Here is a 14,794-nt window from a genome sequence, read left to right as displayed (position 1 = left end):
CCTTCACTACGCCACCGAGGTGGCTTCGGCGAGTCCCAAGGCCCAGCCGCGTCGCGAAAAGCCACTTTCGCGACGTCTGACGTCCCGAAAGTGGCTTTCGCGACCTCTGACGCCACGCCCGAAAATCACCCCAATCCGCACCGGGCCCGGCGCCGAAGACCTGTCATGACACCGGGATCAGGGGTTCATCCGCAGCAGCGGGAGACCCGAGGGCGTACGGATCTCCAGCGCCTTGATGTCCCCGGTGCGCATCGCGGTACCGACCACGATGTGCGCGGTGTCCTTGGGCATCGCGCGCCAGGACGCCAGCTCGCTGGTGCCGCCGTCGGCGCCGACGGCGACCAGGATGTAGTCCCCGGCCCGGTTGCCGCCGTAACTGCAGGTCATGTCGACCTTCGTGCCGGTCTCCGTGGCCGACATGGCGACTTCGGCGGTCACCGGATAGTCGCCGAGCGGGGTCATCGGGTCGCCCGCCGCCGCGACCGGCCCGGTCAGGACGACCGCGAGCGCCACGCAGGCGGCGACGGCCGCCCCGGCCGACGTGGTGGTGATCGCCCGTTGGATCCGCCTTCCCCGGCGGACCCGTTTGAGCACGGTCGGCAGCAGGTCCGGCGAGGGCGCCGGTTCGTCCTCCAGCAGTGCGGGGGCCCCGGCCTGGGCGAGCAGTCCGGGGATCCCGGCCAGGTCGCGCACGGACGCCGCGCACCGGTCGCAGACGCGCAGGTGCTGCTCGTAGGCGGACCGGTCGTCCGGGGACAACGCCCCGAGCACGTAGGCCGCGTCGTAGGTGGCGAAGGGGTCGGTCATTGAGTCACCCCTCTTTCCTCCAATATCAGTCGCAGCGCCCGCAAGGCGTAGTGCGTCCGCGACTTGATCGTCCCTTCGGCGACACCCAGCCGTTTCGCGGCGTCGGCGACGGAGTAACCCTGGAAATAGCACAGGACGAGGACGTCCCGATGTCTCGGCGAGAGTTCGCCGAGGGCTTCGGCGACCAGCCAGCCTTGAACGGCCCGTTCGGTGCCGTCGGTGACCGCCGTTTCGGGCGGTTGGCCGGTCACCACCTCGGGATGGGCCTCGGAAGCGCGCCAGTCGTCGATGGCGATCCGTCTCGCGACGGTGAACAGCCAGCCCCGCGCCGACCCTTCGGTCTGGTCGAGCACCTTGGCGTTGCGCCAGGCCCGCAGGAGCGTCTCCTGGACGACGTCCTCCGCGCGGACCCGGTCGCCGCTGGTGAGGTGCAGTGCGTAGGACCAGAGTGCCGCCGCGTGCTCGTCGTGCAAAGCCCGCATCAGCCGGTCCTCCGCGAATTCCTTCACCGATCCGTGCTTTCCCGGTTCAGGAGCAGCGGGAGCGCGAAGACCACGCAAGCCACCTCGGTGATCAGGCCCCACAGCTCGGCCTGGGTGGTGAAGCGTTCCGACACGCCGAAGAACCCCGTGGTCAGCGAGAGCACGTACGCGCCCAGCGTCGCCAAGCCGAAGCCGATCGCCGCGAGCGCGGGCAACCAGTGGTGCCAGACCAGGACGGCGACCGCGATGATCACGCCCGCCACCACGTTCACCAGGAACAGCGGGCCGACCACGTCCGTTTCCGAGGCCCAGTCCTGCCATACGACGTAATGCACCCATGCCGAGCCGAGCAGGCCCGCCGCCACGACCGCCCGCAACAACCACCGGATCATGTCCGTATCTCTTTCCGCGTGTTCGGTTCCCCTATGCCTTTGAACACGGAAAAAAGGGGCTCCCGGTTCAATCCGGCACCCAATGGCCGCCGAAATTGAACCGGATGGCCGCCTGGACCGTGTGTAGGGGCATGACTGCCGAACTCCACTCCCGCCGCACCGTCCTGACCACCGGGGCCGCCGTCGCCGGCGCGGCCGTCGGGACCGTGGCCCTCACGGCCTGCGGAAGCGACAGCAACCCACCGTCCGGTTCGACCGCCGCACCGCCCGCCGCCGCACCGGGCGAGACTCTGACCGCGCTCTCCGACATCGAGGTCGGCAAGGCGAAGGCCGCCAAGACCGCCGACGGCAAGGACGTCATCGTCACCAGGACCGCCGAAGGCACGGCGGCCGCGTTCAGCGCGATCTGCACGCATCAGGGGTGCGCGGTCGTGCCCGAGGGCGCGGAGCTGAAATGTCCCTGCCACAACTCGATCTTCGACGCCGCGACCGGCGCGGTCAAAAAGGGCCCGGCGGACCAGCCGCTGCCCTCGATCGCGGTCAAGGTCACGAACGGCCAGGTCGTCACGGCCTGAGAATCACGTAAAGGGGTCCCTTTAGGACCAAAATCCCGTCCTAAAGGGACCCTTTCGGCAAGCTTTCAGCTGTCCCAGGTGAAAATCGGGTCGCCCGCCTCGACGTCGCCGCCGGTGAGCAGTCCGGAAAGGACTTCCGCCTTCGCGTCGAGCGCCACCACGGGAACGATCGGCGAATAACCCGCGGCCTCGACCGCGGCCGGGTCCCAGCCGACGACCGGCTGCCCGGCACGGACGGCCTCGCCCTTGACGACGTGGAGGGTGAACCCCTCGCCCTTCTGCTTCACCGTGTCGATCCCCAGGTGGACCAGCACGCCGCGGCCGTCCTCGGTGGCCACCACGAAAGCGTGCGGGTGCAGCGTGACGACCGTCCCGTCCACCGGGGCGACCGCGTCCTGGCGACCGCCCGAGGGCAGGACCGCGATGCCGGGGCCGACCATCGCCTGCGCGAAGACCGGATCGGGCACTTCGGTCATAGCGGTCGTCTTACCGCTCACCGGGCTGAGGATCTCGAGACTCACAGCAGATCCTCGATCTCACTCGCGATGTTGTCGGCCTCCGGACCCACGATGACCTGGACACCGGCCCCCATGCGCACGACGCCCATCGCACCGGCGGCCTTCAGCGCCGCCTCGTCGAGCAGGCTCATGTCTTCGAGCTCACAGCGGAGCCGGGTGATGCACCCCTCGACCTCGATGACGTTCTCGGCACCGCCGAGCCCCGCGAGGATCTTTTCCGCCCTGTCATCCGCCATCGCGGTCTCCCTGTTCCCTGTCGGTTTCCCACATGCGAACCAGCTGTACTACGCCGTTCGCCGACTCGCACGTGATCCCTGGCCACGAACGCGTAACGGTGGTTGACACCCGCTCGTGCGACGGAGCATCCTGCCCCATCGGATCATTGGTCTAGACCGGAACGTACCAATCTTCCGGTCCAGATGCGAGTACGGGTTCCCCGACCGACCGGCCCGAAAGGACGGTGACCGTCATGAGCGCTTCGGCGCAGCTGCCGCCGTCCGACCGTGTGATCAACGGACCGACGCCCAAGCACGCCCAGCTGCGGGAGATTCTGCGCCGCACGGTGGAGCGTGAGCTACCCCCCGGCTCACCGATCCCCTCGGAACGTGACCTCGCCGAGACCTACCAGGTGTCGAGGCTCACGGTCCGGTCGGCGATCGGCAAGCTGGTCGAAGAAGGGCTCTTGTCGCGGGTGCGCGGCAAGGGGACGTTCACCGCCGCGAGGCGGATGGAACTGCAGCTCTACCTGATGTCCTTCACCGAGGACATGCGCCGTCGCGGGATGACGCCGACCACGGAGGTCGTCAAGACCGCCACCGAGGTCCCGCCCGCCCCCTCGGCGCACGCGCTCGGCCTGACCGCCGGGACACCGGCACATCACCTGGTGCGGCTCCGCCGTGCCGACGGGGTGCCACTGGCGGTCGAACGCGGCTGGTATCACGCCGGCCGGATGCCCGGCCTGCTCGACCTCGATCTCACCCGATCGTTGTACGTCCAACTCGCCCAGTCGTACGACCTGCGCCCGGACCACGCGTGGCAGACGGTCTGGGCCGAATCCGCGGACCGCGAAACGGCACGCCTGCTCGGCATGCGCGCCGGCAGTCCGCTTCTCGTCTTCCGCCGGGTCTCCAGCGTCAACGGGGAACCGATCGAAGACATGACTTCCTGGTACCGGGGCGATCACTACCAGGTCACCATGCAGCTGGACCGGAACACCCCGGATTCCGGTCACCATCCTCACTACGGAGGTACCCGATGAGCTCCACCACCGCGGAGGGGGCGAAGGGCAAAGGCAAGGGACTGGCCGGGCTTCAGCGCTTCGGCCGCAGCCTCATGCTCCCCATCGCCGCCCTGCCCGCCGCCGCGCTCCTCAACAGGTTCGGCCAACCCGACCTGCTCGGCGAGAAAGGGCTCGGCTGGATCAAAGTGGCCGAGGTTCTCGGCGCGGCGGGCAACTCGCTGTTCAGCTGGCTGCCGCTCCTGTTCGCGGTGGGTATCGCCGTCGGCTTCGCCCGGAAGAGCGACGGCGCGACCGGGCTGGCCGCCGTGGTCGGCTTCTTCGTGTTCACCAGCGTCCTCCAGGTCTTCGCGCCGTTCTCGGAACTGCCGGGCTGGGACCCCGAGAAACCCGCGGGCCTGATGCTCAACCCGATGAAGTGGCCCTACAGTGTGCTGGCCGGTGTGATCGTCGGCCTGGTCACCGCGCTGCTGTGGCAGAAGTTCTACCGGATCAAGCTGCCGCCGTACCTCGCCTTCTTCGGTGGCCGCCGGTTCGTGCCGATCGTCACCGCGGTGACCTTGATGGTCCTCGCGGTGCCGCTGGGCCTGGTCTTCCACTGGGTCAACGACGGCATCCAGGCCGCGGGCGAAGCGGTCACCGGGGCCCCGGTCGTCGGTGGCGGTATCTACGGCGTGCTGAACCGGTTGCTGATCCCGGTCGGTCTGCACCAGCTGCTGAACGTGCCGGTGTGGTTCATCTTCGACGGTGGCGACCTGACCGAGTTCTTCAACGGTGACCCCACCCGCGGCACGTTCATGACCGGCTTCTTCCCGATCTTCATGTTCGCCATCCCCGCCGCCGCGCTGGCGATCTGGCAGAGCGCCAAGCCCAGCCAGAAGAAGATCGTCGGCGGTGTGATGATCGCCGGTGCGCTGACCTCGTTCCTGACCGGTATCACCGAGCCGATCGAGTTCTCGTTCATGTTCGTCGCGTGGCCGCTGTACCTGATCCACGCGGTACTGACCGGCACGTCGCTGGCGCTGGTGAACGCGCTCGACATCCACCTCGGCTTCGGTTTCTCGGCCGGTGCGATCGACTTCGCGCTCAACAGCGGTCTCCCGGCGGCGAGCGGCAACGTCTGGCTGCTCATCCCGATCGGTCTCGCCTACGCTGTCATCTACTACGTGATCTTCCGGTTCGTGATCAAGAAGTGGAACCTGCGGACCCCCGGCCGCGAGGACGACGCGATCGAGGCCGATCTCGAAGCCACCGCGGCCAAGCCCGTCAAGTAGTTTCAGCTCCACAGAACACAAGGCACGAAAGGGAAAAGAACATGCCGGAGAAACGCGTCACCGTGGCCAGCAAGGTGGGCCTGCACGCCAGGCCCGCGGCGACGGTCGCCAAGGCGGCCGCGGCGCAGCCCGTCGCGGTGCACATCGCCAAGGCGGGCGGTGACCCGGTCGCGGCCGGCAGCGTGCTGAACCTGATGACGCTCGCCGCCGGTTACGGCGACGAGGTCATCATCAGTGCCGAGGGTGAGGGGGCCGAGGCGGCCGTCGACGCCATCGCCGAGCTGGTGGCGACCGACCTCGACGCCTGATCCCGAACTCTGCGAAGCCCGGGCCGCCCCGACCGGCCCGGGCTTCGTAGGGTGTGGGCATGGAAAGCGTGCGCAGGATCGAACAGTGGCCGGTGGACGACGCCGCCACGGCCGTGGTGACCGCCGCCGGTGACGTGCTGGGCACGCACGGCGACACGACAAAGGTGTACCGGCTGGCCTCGGTGACCAAACCGCTCACGGCCTACGCCGCGTTGATCGCCATCGAAGAGGGCGTCGTCGAGCTCGACACCCCCGCCGGGCCGGAGGGCTCCACGATCCGGCATCTGCTCGCGCACACCTCGGGCCTCGCCTTCAACGAGCACAAGCCGATGGCCGCGCCGGGTAACCGGCGTCTGTACTCCAACGCCGGGTTCGAACAGCTCGCCGACGCGCTCACCGAGCACTCCGGCATCCCCTTCGCCGACTACCAGGCCGAAGCGCTCTTCCAGCCGCTGGGCATGAAGGCGACCAAGCTGACCGACTCCCCCGCTTCGGGTGCCGAGTCCACTGTGGACGACCTGATCGCGTTCGCCGCCGAACTGCAGGCGCCGAAGCTCATCGCCGCCGAAACGGTGCGCGAGGCGACCTCCGTGGTCTTCCCCGGGCTTTCCGGTGTCCTGCCGGGTTTCGGCCACCAGAAGCCGAACGACTGGGGCCTCGGCTTCGAGATCCGCGGCGAGAAGAGTCCACATTGGACCGGCTCGTCGAGCTCGCCGCGGACCTTTGGTCACTTCGGACAGTCCGGCACGTTCCTCTGGGTCGATCCGGACGCCGGCGCCGCCTGCGTCGCGCTCACCGACCGGGCTTTCGGCCCGTGGGCGGCCGAGGTGTGGCCGCCCTACACCGACGCCGTACTGGCCGAACTGGGGTCGTGAGCGAGGTTTCAGCTTCCCGCGAATTCGCACGCCCCGCTGCTCATGTGACGTCGGGCCGTGCAGCTCGCCAAGCGCGGCCTCACTCCATGACCCGGATCGGTGAACCCGCCTGGAAGGCCGCGATGTCCTCGACCGCGTCGCGGTAGAAGATCTCGTAGGCCTCCCGGGTGACATAGCCGATGTGCGGGGTGAGCACGACGTTGTCCAGTGTCCGCAGCGGATGGTCCGAGGGCAGCGGCTCGACGTCGTACACGTCCAGCGCGGCGACCGCGATCTCCTTGCGGCGCAAGGCGTCCACCAGCGCGGCCTCGTCCACGATCGGTCCGCGCGAGGTGTTGACCAGCATCGCCGTCGGTTTCATCGCGGCGAGTTCGGGCGCGCCGACCAGCCCGCGGCTGCGGCGGCTGAGCACCAGGTGGATCGACAGCACGTCCGCGCGGGCGAACAGTTCGTCTTTCGACACCGCCGTCACCCCGTGGGCGTCGGCCTTCTCCTGGGTCAGGTTCTGGCTCCAGGCGATGGTCTCCATGCCGAACGCCTGGCCGATCCTGGCCGCTCCGCCGCCGAGCCTGCCGAGCCCGAGCAACCCGAGGGTCTTGCCGGACAGGATCGTGCCGACGGTGGTCTGCCAGCCGCCCTCACGCATGTTCCGCGACTCCACCGGCACGTTCCGCGCGGCGGCGAGGATCAGCGCCCAGGTGTGTTCGGCCGCCGGGGCGGCGATGTAGCCGGTGGAGCAGACGACCACGCCGTTGCGCCGGGCGGCGGCCACGTCGATCGCGGCGTTGCGGTGGCCGGTGCTCACCAGCAGCTTGAGCGCGGGCAGCCGGTCGAGGACCTCGGCGGGAAAACGGGTGCGCTCGCGCATCGCGACCACGACGTCGAAATCCCGGAGGCGGCCCACCACGTCGGCGGGATCCGCGAACGGCGTCGTGAACACCTCGATCTCGGCGCCGAGGGAGCCCCAGTCCCCGAAACCGAGCGCCACTTCCTGGTAGTCGTCGAGAATCGCGATCTTCATGCTCCCCAGGCTAGAGTCGGCGCCGAAGCCATGCCTGGGGAGGCCACCTTGATCCATGACCGGGAACGAGGAGCGGGGATGCGCGAGGGCGAGATCCTGGCCTGGACCGAGACCGAACGGCGGAGCTTCGCGGATCTGCTGGAGAGCCTCGCCGAGCGGGACTGGCCGGCGAGGACCCTCTGTACGGAGTGGACGGTCCACGCGATGGCGGGCCACCTCGCGCAGACCACCAGGAACCGGCTCAAGGACACCCTCGCCGGCATCGTGAAGGCCAGGGGGAACTGGGACCGGATGAACACCGACCAGGCCATCGCCTACGCCGCGCGGTACACCCCGGCCGAACTCGTCGCCCAGATCCGCGAGGACGCCGGATCGGCCCGCCGCTCGCCCGGCGCCAAACCGGTCGACCCGCTCGCCGACGTCCTCATCCACGGCCAGGACGTCGCCCGTCCGCTCGGTATCGACCGGCCGATGCCGGAGAAGCCGGCGATCGCGGCCCTGGAACACCTGCTCGTCAGCCCGTTCTGGGGCGCCAAGAAACGCTGCCGGGACCTCAGGCTGATCGCCACCGACGCCGACTGGTCCGGCGGAGCGGGCACCGAAGAGGTGCGGGGCCCGCTCGCCGACCTGCTCCTGTCGGTGAGCGGGCGCAACGCCGGGCTGGCCGCGCTCACCGGCCCGGGCGCCGCGCTGCTCGGCGCCCGCTGAGCGGCTACCAGCGCGGGACGAATACGTCGACGCGCACCAGGTGGTGGTCCGAAGCGTCGTTGAGCCGGGCCAGCGGTGAATCGGGCAGCGGCCAGAAGACCTCGGCGCGCCAGGGGAACAGGCCCTTCGACGGCAGGACGTAGTCGATCCGCAGGTTCCCCGGCGCGTTGTCGTTGAAGTCGCCGGTGTCGAAGTACGGGTCGCCCTTCTGGCCGATGTTGGCGCCGGCCTGGTCCTGCGCGGCCCGCACGCCGCCTTCGCTGCCCGGCCGGGTCTCGATGACGCGCGGGGCGTTCAGCAGGCGGGAGATGGCGCCGGGAACGCTGTCGCCGTCGAGCGGGTCGGAGTTCTGGTCACCGGCGATGACGAACTTCTCGTGCGCGCCCAGCCCGCCGCGGCGGCCGCTGTCGTCGCGGATGTAGCGGCCCTTGCCCGGGGTCACGTAGTCCGCCCAGAAGCGGATCTCGTCGTGGTTGCGGGTGCCGTTGCGGTCTTCGGGACCGTCGAAGGTGGGCGGCGTCGGATGCGAGGCCAGGAAGTGCACGGTCGAGCGGCCGATCCGGATCGGAACGTCCCAATGGGACTTCGACGACAGGCGCAGCACGTCGAGCGCCTGCGGCGAGTACCAGTCGTTCGGCGCCGCGGTGGCCGGGTCGTCCGGGATCAGCGCGCCCGGCATGTCCTTCCAGAGGAACTTCTGGAACGTCCGGGCGTTCTTGGTGTCGATCGGGTACTTGGACAGCACGAGCATGCCGTACTGGCCCTCGAAGAGGCCGAAGCCGTGCGCGTCGTTGCCGCCGCCGACCTGGCCGTTGCGGTCGAGGTCGAAACCGGTCGCGACGCCGGTGTTCGACGGCGCGGTGAAGGCGTACGGGTAGTCGATCGGCGCCGCCCCGTTCTGGCCGCGGGCGAGGTAGTTCTCGCGGAACAGGTCCGCGGCGCGGTTGCCGGGCACGTAGTCGAACTCGTTGATCAGCAGCACGTCCGGCCGGTTGCGCTGGATCACCTCGGCCACCTCGCCCGCCTGCGCGTTACCCGGCTGCGACAGATCGGTCACCAGCTGACCGGCGGCCCCGCGGTTGAGCGAAGCGTTGTACGTCGCGAAGCGGATGTTCTGCCCGACGGTGGCTTCCGCCGGTGTGGCGGCCAGCAGCGTCCCGGCCAGCAAGGCGCCCGATGTGAGCACGGCGGCGATGCGTTTCACGGTCTTACCTCCCAGAGTCCGGTGCGACCTTACGCACTCCGCGCGGCCGTACGGGTGAGCTTCAGGTGAACAGCATCTCTTGAACGCGTTCAAAATCTGGGCTACGGTTCTTCTTGAACACGTTCAAAAGGAGGTCCCCATGCAACCCGTAGTCGTGGCCTACGCGCTCTACCTGGCCATCGCCGTTCCCCTGACCGTGCTGGTCGCCCGCACGCTGAGCAGGCACGGCAAGACGTTCCTGGAAGACGTCTTCCAGGACAAACAAGCACTGGCGCATTCGGTCAACCAGCTGCTCGTCGTCGGGTTCTACCTGGTCAGCCTGGGTTTCGTGACCCTGTTCCTGACCAGCGACGACACCGTCCTCGACGCGCGCGACGTCTTCGAGATGCTGTCGGTCAAGGTCGGCACCGTGGCCCTCGTGCTCGGCGTGATGCACGTCGGGAACGTGCTGGTGTTCAACGGCATCCGGCGCAAGCACCTCAGCCACGCCGCCGCGCGGCCCGTGCCGGTGCCGCCGCCCTACCCCGGCTACCCGGCGCCCGCTCCACACCCCGCGCCCTGACCGGATACCGTGCAGTGGTGGCGAAGAGTGAGGAAACCAAGTCACTGATCGTGGCGACGGCGTTGCGGTTGTTCGCCGAGAACGGCTACGACCGCACGACCATGCGGGCCATCGCCGCCGAAGCGGGCGTGTCGGTGGGAAACGCCTACTACTACTTCGCCTCCAAAGACCAGCTGATCCAAGGTTTCTACGACGAGATCGCCAACGCGCACCTGACCACCGCGCGCGAGACGATCGCGGGTGAGCGGGACTTCAGCGCCCGCCTCAGGACCGTCCTGCTCACCTGGCTCGACGTCGCCGAGCCTTATCACCGCTTCGGCACCCAGCTCTTCGTCAACGCCGCCGACCCGGACTCGCCGCTGAGCCCGTTCAGCGAGGAGTCTTCGCCGGCCCGGGACGCCTCCGTCGGGCTGATGCGCGACGTCATCGCCGATTCCGACGTCAAACTCGATCCGGACCTGCGTGACGACCTGCCCGATCTGCTGTGGCTGTACCAGATGGGGGTCGTACTGTTCTGGGTCCACGACCGGTCCGCCGGGCAGAAACGCAGCCGGATCCTGGTGGAACGGACGGTCCCGCTGATCGCGCGGCTGGTGGGGCTTTCGCGGCTGCGGGTGCTGCGGCCGGTGAGCCGGGAGATCGTTTCGCTGATCCGGGATCTCTCGAAGCGGGACGACGTCTGAGCGGCAGCCCATGTCGCGAAAGCCACTTTCGCGACGTCCGATGTCCCGAAAGTGGCTTTCGCGACGCCTCCGGTTTCCCGGGCGAGCCGCATTCAGAGGACTAAACGCGGGAGTCCCGGACGGTCCGGAAGTACAGGAACCTCGGCTCGGTCCGCAGTTTCGCGTACCACTTCGGGTCCGATTCGGCGATCGCTTCGTCCGGCATCGGCTCGACCAGCCGGTCGACCGCGAAACCGGCGTCCCGGACCGCGTCGAACGTCCAGCTCAGCGGCCGCCGGTAGAACCGGACCTGCTGACCCGCCGGGAACTCGTCCTCCAGCAGTTCGAGCTCGAAGTAGTTCCGCTTGCCGAACCAGCGCCAGTCCTCACCGGGATGGTGCACCGAGAACACCAGGAGCCCGCCCGGTTTGAGCACCCGCCGGAACTCGGCCAGCGCCGGCGCCCAGTCCTTCAGGTAATGCAGCACCAGCGACGCCGTGACGACGTCGATCGAGGCGTCCTCCAAAAAGGACATCGGCCGCGAAACGTCCGCCGTCTCGAATCGGGCGACGCCCCCGAACTTCTCCCTGGCGACGGTGACCATGCCCTCGCTGGCGTCGACACCGAGGACGTCCGCGCCCTTCGCCGCGAGCAGGGCGCTGAGGTGTCCGGCCGCGCTGCCGACGTCCAGCACCCGTTTGCCCGCCACGTCCCCGGCCAGCTCCACGATGGCGGGACGGTCGTAGTGGGCGTTGGTGCTGCTGGTTTCGGCGTGCGCCGCGTAGAGCCGCGCGAACCCGTCGTACTGGGCGGCGCGCGCCCGTTCGATGATCTCGTCGACCACTTCGGTCTTGGCGTCGGCGTACTGCTGGATGTACTTCCAGGTGCGCGACGCCAGCTCGCGTTTCCTGTCCTCGTAGAGCTTCCGCTCGTCCTCGTGCGCGATCAGGCGGTCACGGAAAAGCCGGTAGCGCTCGGTTTGGCCGTTGTCCGGCGAGTAGACGTGCAGATTGATGTTGGTGTCCGGGCCTTTGAAGCAGCGGTGCTTCTCCCAGTCCGGTTCGCGGATGACGAGCTTGTAGCCCTCGGCCTCCAGCTGCGGCACGTAAGCGTCCTCGTCGTCCGAATCGGCGACGATCAGCATGATGTCGACGATCGGTTTCGCGCAGAGACCCGGCACCGACGTGGACCCGACGTGCTCCAGGACCAGCGCGCGCTCCCCCAGGATCCCCCTGATGCGCTTCGCTTCGCGGTCGAACAGCTCGGGCCACTCCGGGTCGTATTCGGCCAGGGCGACGGTGGAATTCAGTACCGGCGGCTCATCGACCCACGAGTCGTTGATGTCTTCTTCGGTGTAGTCGTCTCGATCGGGTTTAGGCATCGACCCCTTGTTCCTCTCTCAAGGCAGTCGGCCAGATTATCGAACCCGGGCGAGCTTGTCAGCCGCTTTCACCGAAGACCGGTTCCGGACAGCCCGTGCGGGAACGCTCACCGGTCCGTGAAGGCCTCCTTGCCTACCCTGAGGGTAGTGAAGGAGGCCTTCACGGACCGGACAGCCGTGCGACCTGGGCCCCGTGGTCCGCTCAGCCGATCGGCAGGGAAAGGATCCCGCCGGTCGCCTCGCGCAGCGCGTCCCGCATCTCGGCCCGTGGCGCCGGCTGCCCGGTGAAGTACTCGGATTGTCCGAAAGCCTGATGCAGCAACATGTCCAGGCCGGTCGCGAGCCGCCCTCCCCGCTCGGCGACCGCTTCGGCGAGCGCGGTCGGCCAAGGATGGTAGATGACGTCGAGGACGCACCCGATCCGGGACAGCTCCGCCAGATGCGGCCGGACGGCGTCCGCCGGCACGGTGTTCACCAGCACCGCCGAATCGGCCGCGAGTTTCCGGAAGTCGGCGTCCGCCCAGCGAAGGACCTCGGCGTCGAGCCCGGCCCGCTGAGCCGCCTCGACCGTCTCCGTCGCCCGTGCGGGATCCCGCACGACGAGCCGCACCGTCCGCACGCCGAGCGACGCCAGCCCGACGACGGCGGCGGCCGCGGTCCCACCCGCGCCGAGAACGACGGCTGCGTCATCTGCACCGGGCGAGTACTCACCCGCGATCCGCAGCGCCTCGGTGACCCCGTCGACGTCGGTGCAGTCGGCGAGCCAGCCGGTTTCCCGGCGCACCAGCGTGTTCGCCGCGCCGACGGCCGACGCGCGCGGCGTGACCTCGTCGGCACGCTCCAGCGCCGCCCGTTTCCCGGGCATGGTCACCGAAAGGCCGGCCCACTCCGGACCGAGGCCGTCGACGAACGCGGGCAGCCCGGGACCGTCCATCTCGACCCGTTCGTAGGTCCAGCCGTCCAGCCCCAGCGCGCGGAAGGCGGCGCCGTGCAGGACGGGCGAGAGCGAGTGTTCGACCGGTTTCCCGAGGATCGCCGCCTTGCGGTCAGATGACACCTCGCCTCACCGCGTCGTCTCGGTTCTTCAGGTGGTCTCCGAAGGTCACCGCGAAGCAGGAAAGCCCGTTCTTCTCGCATTTGACGAAGAACAGCCAATCCCCCGCCGCCGGCTTCAACGCGGCCTGGATCGCCTCCGCGCTCACGACCGCGATCGGCGTCGGGGTCAGGCCGACCAGCTTGTAGGTGTTGTAGGCGCCCGCCTTTTCCCGTTCTTCGGGTTTGGTGAGCAGGGTCGGCCGGTCGAGGACGTAGTTGACCGTCGAGTCCATCTCGAGCCGCATCTTCTTGTCGAGCCGGTTGTAGATGACCCGCGAGATCTTCCCGAAGTCGGCCTTCACCGCCTCGCGTTCGATGATCGACGCGATGACGAGCGTCTCGTACGGTGTCTTGCCCTCCCCCTTCGACTGATCGCTCAGCCCGGCGTTCAGGATGCGCTCCGCCGAGGTCTTGACGACGAACGTCAGCAGTTCTTCGGCCGTCCAGCCGGGCTTGACGTTGTAGATGCCCGCCGCGATCAGCCCTTCGAGCCGCCGGTCCTTGTGCTCGGCGTTCGTGGCGGCCTCGACGGCCCACGACGGGACGCCCAGCTTCGCCAGATCCGCGGTCTCGATCGTCTTGCGGAGTTCCTCGACCGGGATGCAGGTGCTCGTGCCGTTCAGGTCGGCGCAGGAAGCCTTGGACAGCAACGAATACACCCCCGGCGTCACCTTGCCGTCCGGCTGGGTGATGTCGTGGAACTGGGTGTACGGCCGGATCTCGACCTGGCCGACCTTCGTCGCGGGCGCGAGCATCTTCTCGACCGCGCTGGCACCGGACATCTTCGTCTTCATGACGTAGTAGCCCTGCTGGAGCTTCGAGACGGCGGTGTTGTCCTCGCCCGCCTTCACGAACGCCTTGCCGCTGGCGACCACCCCGGCCGCCTGCAGCCGGTTACCGATCGCCGACGTCGAATCGCCCTTCTCCACCTGGACGAGGACATCGCTCTCGCCGGCGCCTTCGTAGTCGTCGTACCCGAAGATCTCGGTGAAGCCGTAGTAGGCGCCACCGGCGAGCAGGACGAGCACGGCCAGCGCGGCGACCCAGCCCAGCGCGCGCTTCTTCTTGCGCTTCTTGGGCGGCGGCCCTTGACGTTCCGGGCGCTCGTCCTCGATGCGTTCGGGCTCGGCCCGGTCTTCGTCCTCGAGGTCGTCGTAATCCTCGTAGTCGTCGTACTCGTCATAGTCGTCGTACGGGTCGTCGCCGAAGATCTCGTTGTATTCCTCTTCGCTGCCCTCGGGGGGCGAAGCGGGGTTCGCGCCGGGACGCCGGGCGATCGGCGCCTGCTGGATCGCGGGGAGGATGTCGGTCGGCCGCTCGTCCGGGAGTGGGCCGTCGTCTTCACGGCGCCTGCGACGGCCGGGGCGGGGTTCCTCGTCCTGGGCGTAGGCGGGCATGGCAAGACCCCGGTCACCCGGCTGGGCGGACCGCCGCTGCGGCGCGGGGGGCGGTGGCGGGACCGCGGGTTCCGGGGCCCGCCTCGGTGGAACCGGACGCGGCGGCTCGCCGGCGGCTCGCCGGGCACGCGGCGGCGGCTCTTCCGGCGACCGTCGGGCACGCGGCGGTTCTTCCGCCGGACGCCGGACGGGCGGCGCCTCGGGCGGTTCCTGCCGGATGTGCCGTCGTCCCGTCGGCTGGGGTTCGGGCCGTCGACGCGGCGGGGCCGGTGGCGGGCCGGCTTCCTCAGGCTCTC

General features: G+C 69.0%; 17 protein-coding genes and 1 pseudogene. 8 read left to right on the top strand and 10 right to left on the bottom strand.

The window, feature by feature from the left end:
- Positions 1 to 177: 177 nt before the first annotated feature.
- Genes ACZ3HL_RS05845 through ACZ3HL_RS05835 form a run of 3 tightly spaced genes read right to left on the bottom strand, consistent with a single transcriptional unit; the run spans position 178 to position 1,681 of the window.
- Positions 178 to 807 carry an anti-sigma factor family protein gene (locus tag ACZ3HL_RS05845; protein WP_465412306.1) on the bottom strand — a complete coding sequence of 210 codons (630 nt, stop codon included), beginning with the start codon at positions 805 to 807 and terminating at the stop codon, positions 178 to 180.
- Positions 804 to 1,316, bottom strand: a complete 513-nt coding sequence (locus ACZ3HL_RS05840) for a sigma-70 family RNA polymerase sigma factor (RefSeq protein WP_016333085.1) — start codon at positions 1,314 to 1,316, stop codon at positions 804 to 806. The genes ACZ3HL_RS05845 and ACZ3HL_RS05840 overlap by 4 nt, the downstream gene beginning before the upstream one ends.
- Positions 1,313 to 1,681 carry a hypothetical protein gene (locus ACZ3HL_RS05835; RefSeq protein WP_465412304.1) on the bottom strand — a complete coding sequence of 123 codons (369 nt, stop codon included), beginning with the start codon at positions 1,679 to 1,681 and terminating at the stop codon, positions 1,313 to 1,315. Before ACZ3HL_RS05835 ends, ACZ3HL_RS05840 begins: the two co-directional genes overlap by 4 nt.
- A 131-nt stretch (positions 1,682 to 1,812) precedes the next feature.
- Between ACZ3HL_RS05835 and ACZ3HL_RS05830 the strand changes: the two genes are divergently transcribed.
- Complete coding sequence (locus ACZ3HL_RS05830) at positions 1,813 to 2,256, top strand: QcrA and Rieske domain-containing protein (protein WP_465412303.1); 444 nt, start codon at positions 1,813 to 1,815, stop codon at positions 2,254 to 2,256.
- Positions 2,257 to 2,321: 65 nt separating this feature from the next.
- Here ACZ3HL_RS05830 and ACZ3HL_RS05825 read toward each other — a convergent pair whose 3' ends face one another.
- Positions 2,322 to 2,777 carry a PTS sugar transporter subunit IIA gene (locus ACZ3HL_RS05825; RefSeq protein ID WP_465529028.1) on the bottom strand — a complete coding sequence of 152 codons (456 nt, stop codon included), beginning with the start codon at positions 2,775 to 2,777 and terminating at the stop codon, positions 2,322 to 2,324.
- Positions 2,774 to 3,019: pseudogene (locus ACZ3HL_RS05820) on the bottom strand (PTS sugar transporter subunit IIB); the annotation flags it as partial. The pseudogene ACZ3HL_RS05820 and the gene ACZ3HL_RS05825, both read right to left, overlap by 4 nt.
- 224 nt (positions 3,020 to 3,243) lie before the next feature.
- Here ACZ3HL_RS05820 and ACZ3HL_RS05815 point away from each other — a divergent pair.
- The 4 genes from ACZ3HL_RS05815 to ACZ3HL_RS05800 are packed head-to-tail and all read left to right on the top strand — an operon-like array spanning position 3,244 to position 6,468.
- Positions 3,244 to 4,032: a GntR family transcriptional regulator gene (locus tag ACZ3HL_RS05815; RefSeq protein WP_465412301.1), complete on the top strand. Its 789-nt coding sequence runs from the start codon at positions 3,244 to 3,246 to the stop codon at positions 4,030 to 4,032.
- Entirely contained in the window at positions 4,029 to 5,285 is a 1,257-nt protein-coding gene (locus ACZ3HL_RS05810) for a PTS transporter subunit EIIC (RefSeq protein ID WP_465529026.1), read from the top strand. Before ACZ3HL_RS05815 ends, ACZ3HL_RS05810 begins: the two co-directional genes overlap by 4 nt.
- Positions 5,286 to 5,326: 41 nt before the next feature.
- Positions 5,327 to 5,593, top strand: coding sequence for an HPr family phosphocarrier protein (locus ACZ3HL_RS05805; protein ID WP_007031200.1), 267 nt, complete (start codon positions 5,327 to 5,329; stop codon positions 5,591 to 5,593).
- A gap of 59 nt (positions 5,594 to 5,652) precedes the next feature.
- Positions 5,653 to 6,468 carry a serine hydrolase domain-containing protein gene (locus ACZ3HL_RS05800; RefSeq protein ID WP_465529024.1) on the top strand — a complete coding sequence of 272 codons (816 nt, stop codon included), beginning with the start codon at positions 5,653 to 5,655 and terminating at the stop codon, positions 6,466 to 6,468.
- Positions 6,469 to 6,547: 79 nt separating this feature from the next.
- On the opposite strand, the gene ACZ3HL_RS05795 is transcribed toward ACZ3HL_RS05800, so the two are convergent.
- A complete protein-coding gene (locus ACZ3HL_RS05795) occupies positions 6,548 to 7,489 on the bottom strand; it encodes a D-2-hydroxyacid dehydrogenase family protein (protein WP_465412298.1) in 942 nt (313 codons plus the stop codon).
- A gap of 78 nt (positions 7,490 to 7,567) precedes the next feature.
- On the opposite strand from ACZ3HL_RS05795, the gene ACZ3HL_RS05790 reads away from it, so the two are divergent.
- Positions 7,568 to 8,197, top strand: a complete 630-nt coding sequence (locus ACZ3HL_RS05790; RefSeq protein ID WP_465412297.1) for a maleylpyruvate isomerase family mycothiol-dependent enzyme — start codon at positions 7,568 to 7,570, stop codon at positions 8,195 to 8,197.
- A 4-nt stretch (positions 8,198 to 8,201) separates the two neighbouring features.
- Here the strand turns inward: ACZ3HL_RS05790 and ACZ3HL_RS05785 are convergent, their stop codons facing one another.
- On the bottom strand, positions 8,202 to 9,401 hold the full coding sequence (locus ACZ3HL_RS05785) for an endonuclease/exonuclease/phosphatase family protein (protein WP_465412296.1): 1,200 nt from the start codon (positions 9,399 to 9,401) through the stop codon (positions 8,202 to 8,204).
- 139 nt (positions 9,402 to 9,540) lie between these two features.
- On the opposite strand from ACZ3HL_RS05785, the gene ACZ3HL_RS05780 reads away from it, so the two are divergent.
- Both ACZ3HL_RS05780 and ACZ3HL_RS05775 read left to right on the top strand, forming a co-directional pair.
- Positions 9,541 to 9,963 (top strand): hypothetical protein, encoded by a 423-nt coding sequence (locus ACZ3HL_RS05780; RefSeq protein ID WP_465412295.1) that lies wholly within the window; start codon positions 9,541 to 9,543, stop codon positions 9,961 to 9,963.
- A gap of 17 nt (positions 9,964 to 9,980) precedes the next feature.
- Complete coding sequence (locus tag ACZ3HL_RS05775) at positions 9,981 to 10,646, top strand: TetR/AcrR family transcriptional regulator (protein ID WP_465529022.1); 666 nt, start codon at positions 9,981 to 9,983, stop codon at positions 10,644 to 10,646.
- Between the two features lie 100 nt (positions 10,647 to 10,746).
- On the opposite strand, the gene ACZ3HL_RS05770 is transcribed toward ACZ3HL_RS05775, so the two are convergent.
- The 3 genes from ACZ3HL_RS05770 to mltG all read right to left on the bottom strand — a co-directional run bounded on the left by ACZ3HL_RS05770 (position 10,747) and on the right by mltG (position 14,498).
- Positions 10,747 to 12,006, bottom strand: a complete 1,260-nt coding sequence (locus ACZ3HL_RS05770; RefSeq protein WP_465529020.1) for a GrpB family protein — start codon at positions 12,004 to 12,006, stop codon at positions 10,747 to 10,749.
- A 202-nt stretch (positions 12,007 to 12,208) separates the two neighbouring features.
- Positions 12,209 to 13,039, bottom strand: a complete 831-nt coding sequence (locus ACZ3HL_RS05765) for a shikimate dehydrogenase (protein WP_465529129.1) — start codon at positions 13,037 to 13,039, stop codon at positions 12,209 to 12,211.
- Positions 13,040 to 13,052: 13 nt separating this feature from the next.
- Positions 13,053 to 14,498: an endolytic transglycosylase MltG gene (mltG, locus tag ACZ3HL_RS05760; RefSeq protein ID WP_465412292.1), complete on the bottom strand. Its 1,446-nt coding sequence runs from the start codon at positions 14,496 to 14,498 to the stop codon at positions 13,053 to 13,055.
- Positions 14,499 to 14,794 lie beyond the last annotated feature (296 nt).

Source organism: Amycolatopsis sp. NPDC000009, from assembly GCF_055563465.1.
Note: the sequence above shows the minus strand (reverse complement) of the source record. Positions and strands in the feature narration are given on the sequence as shown.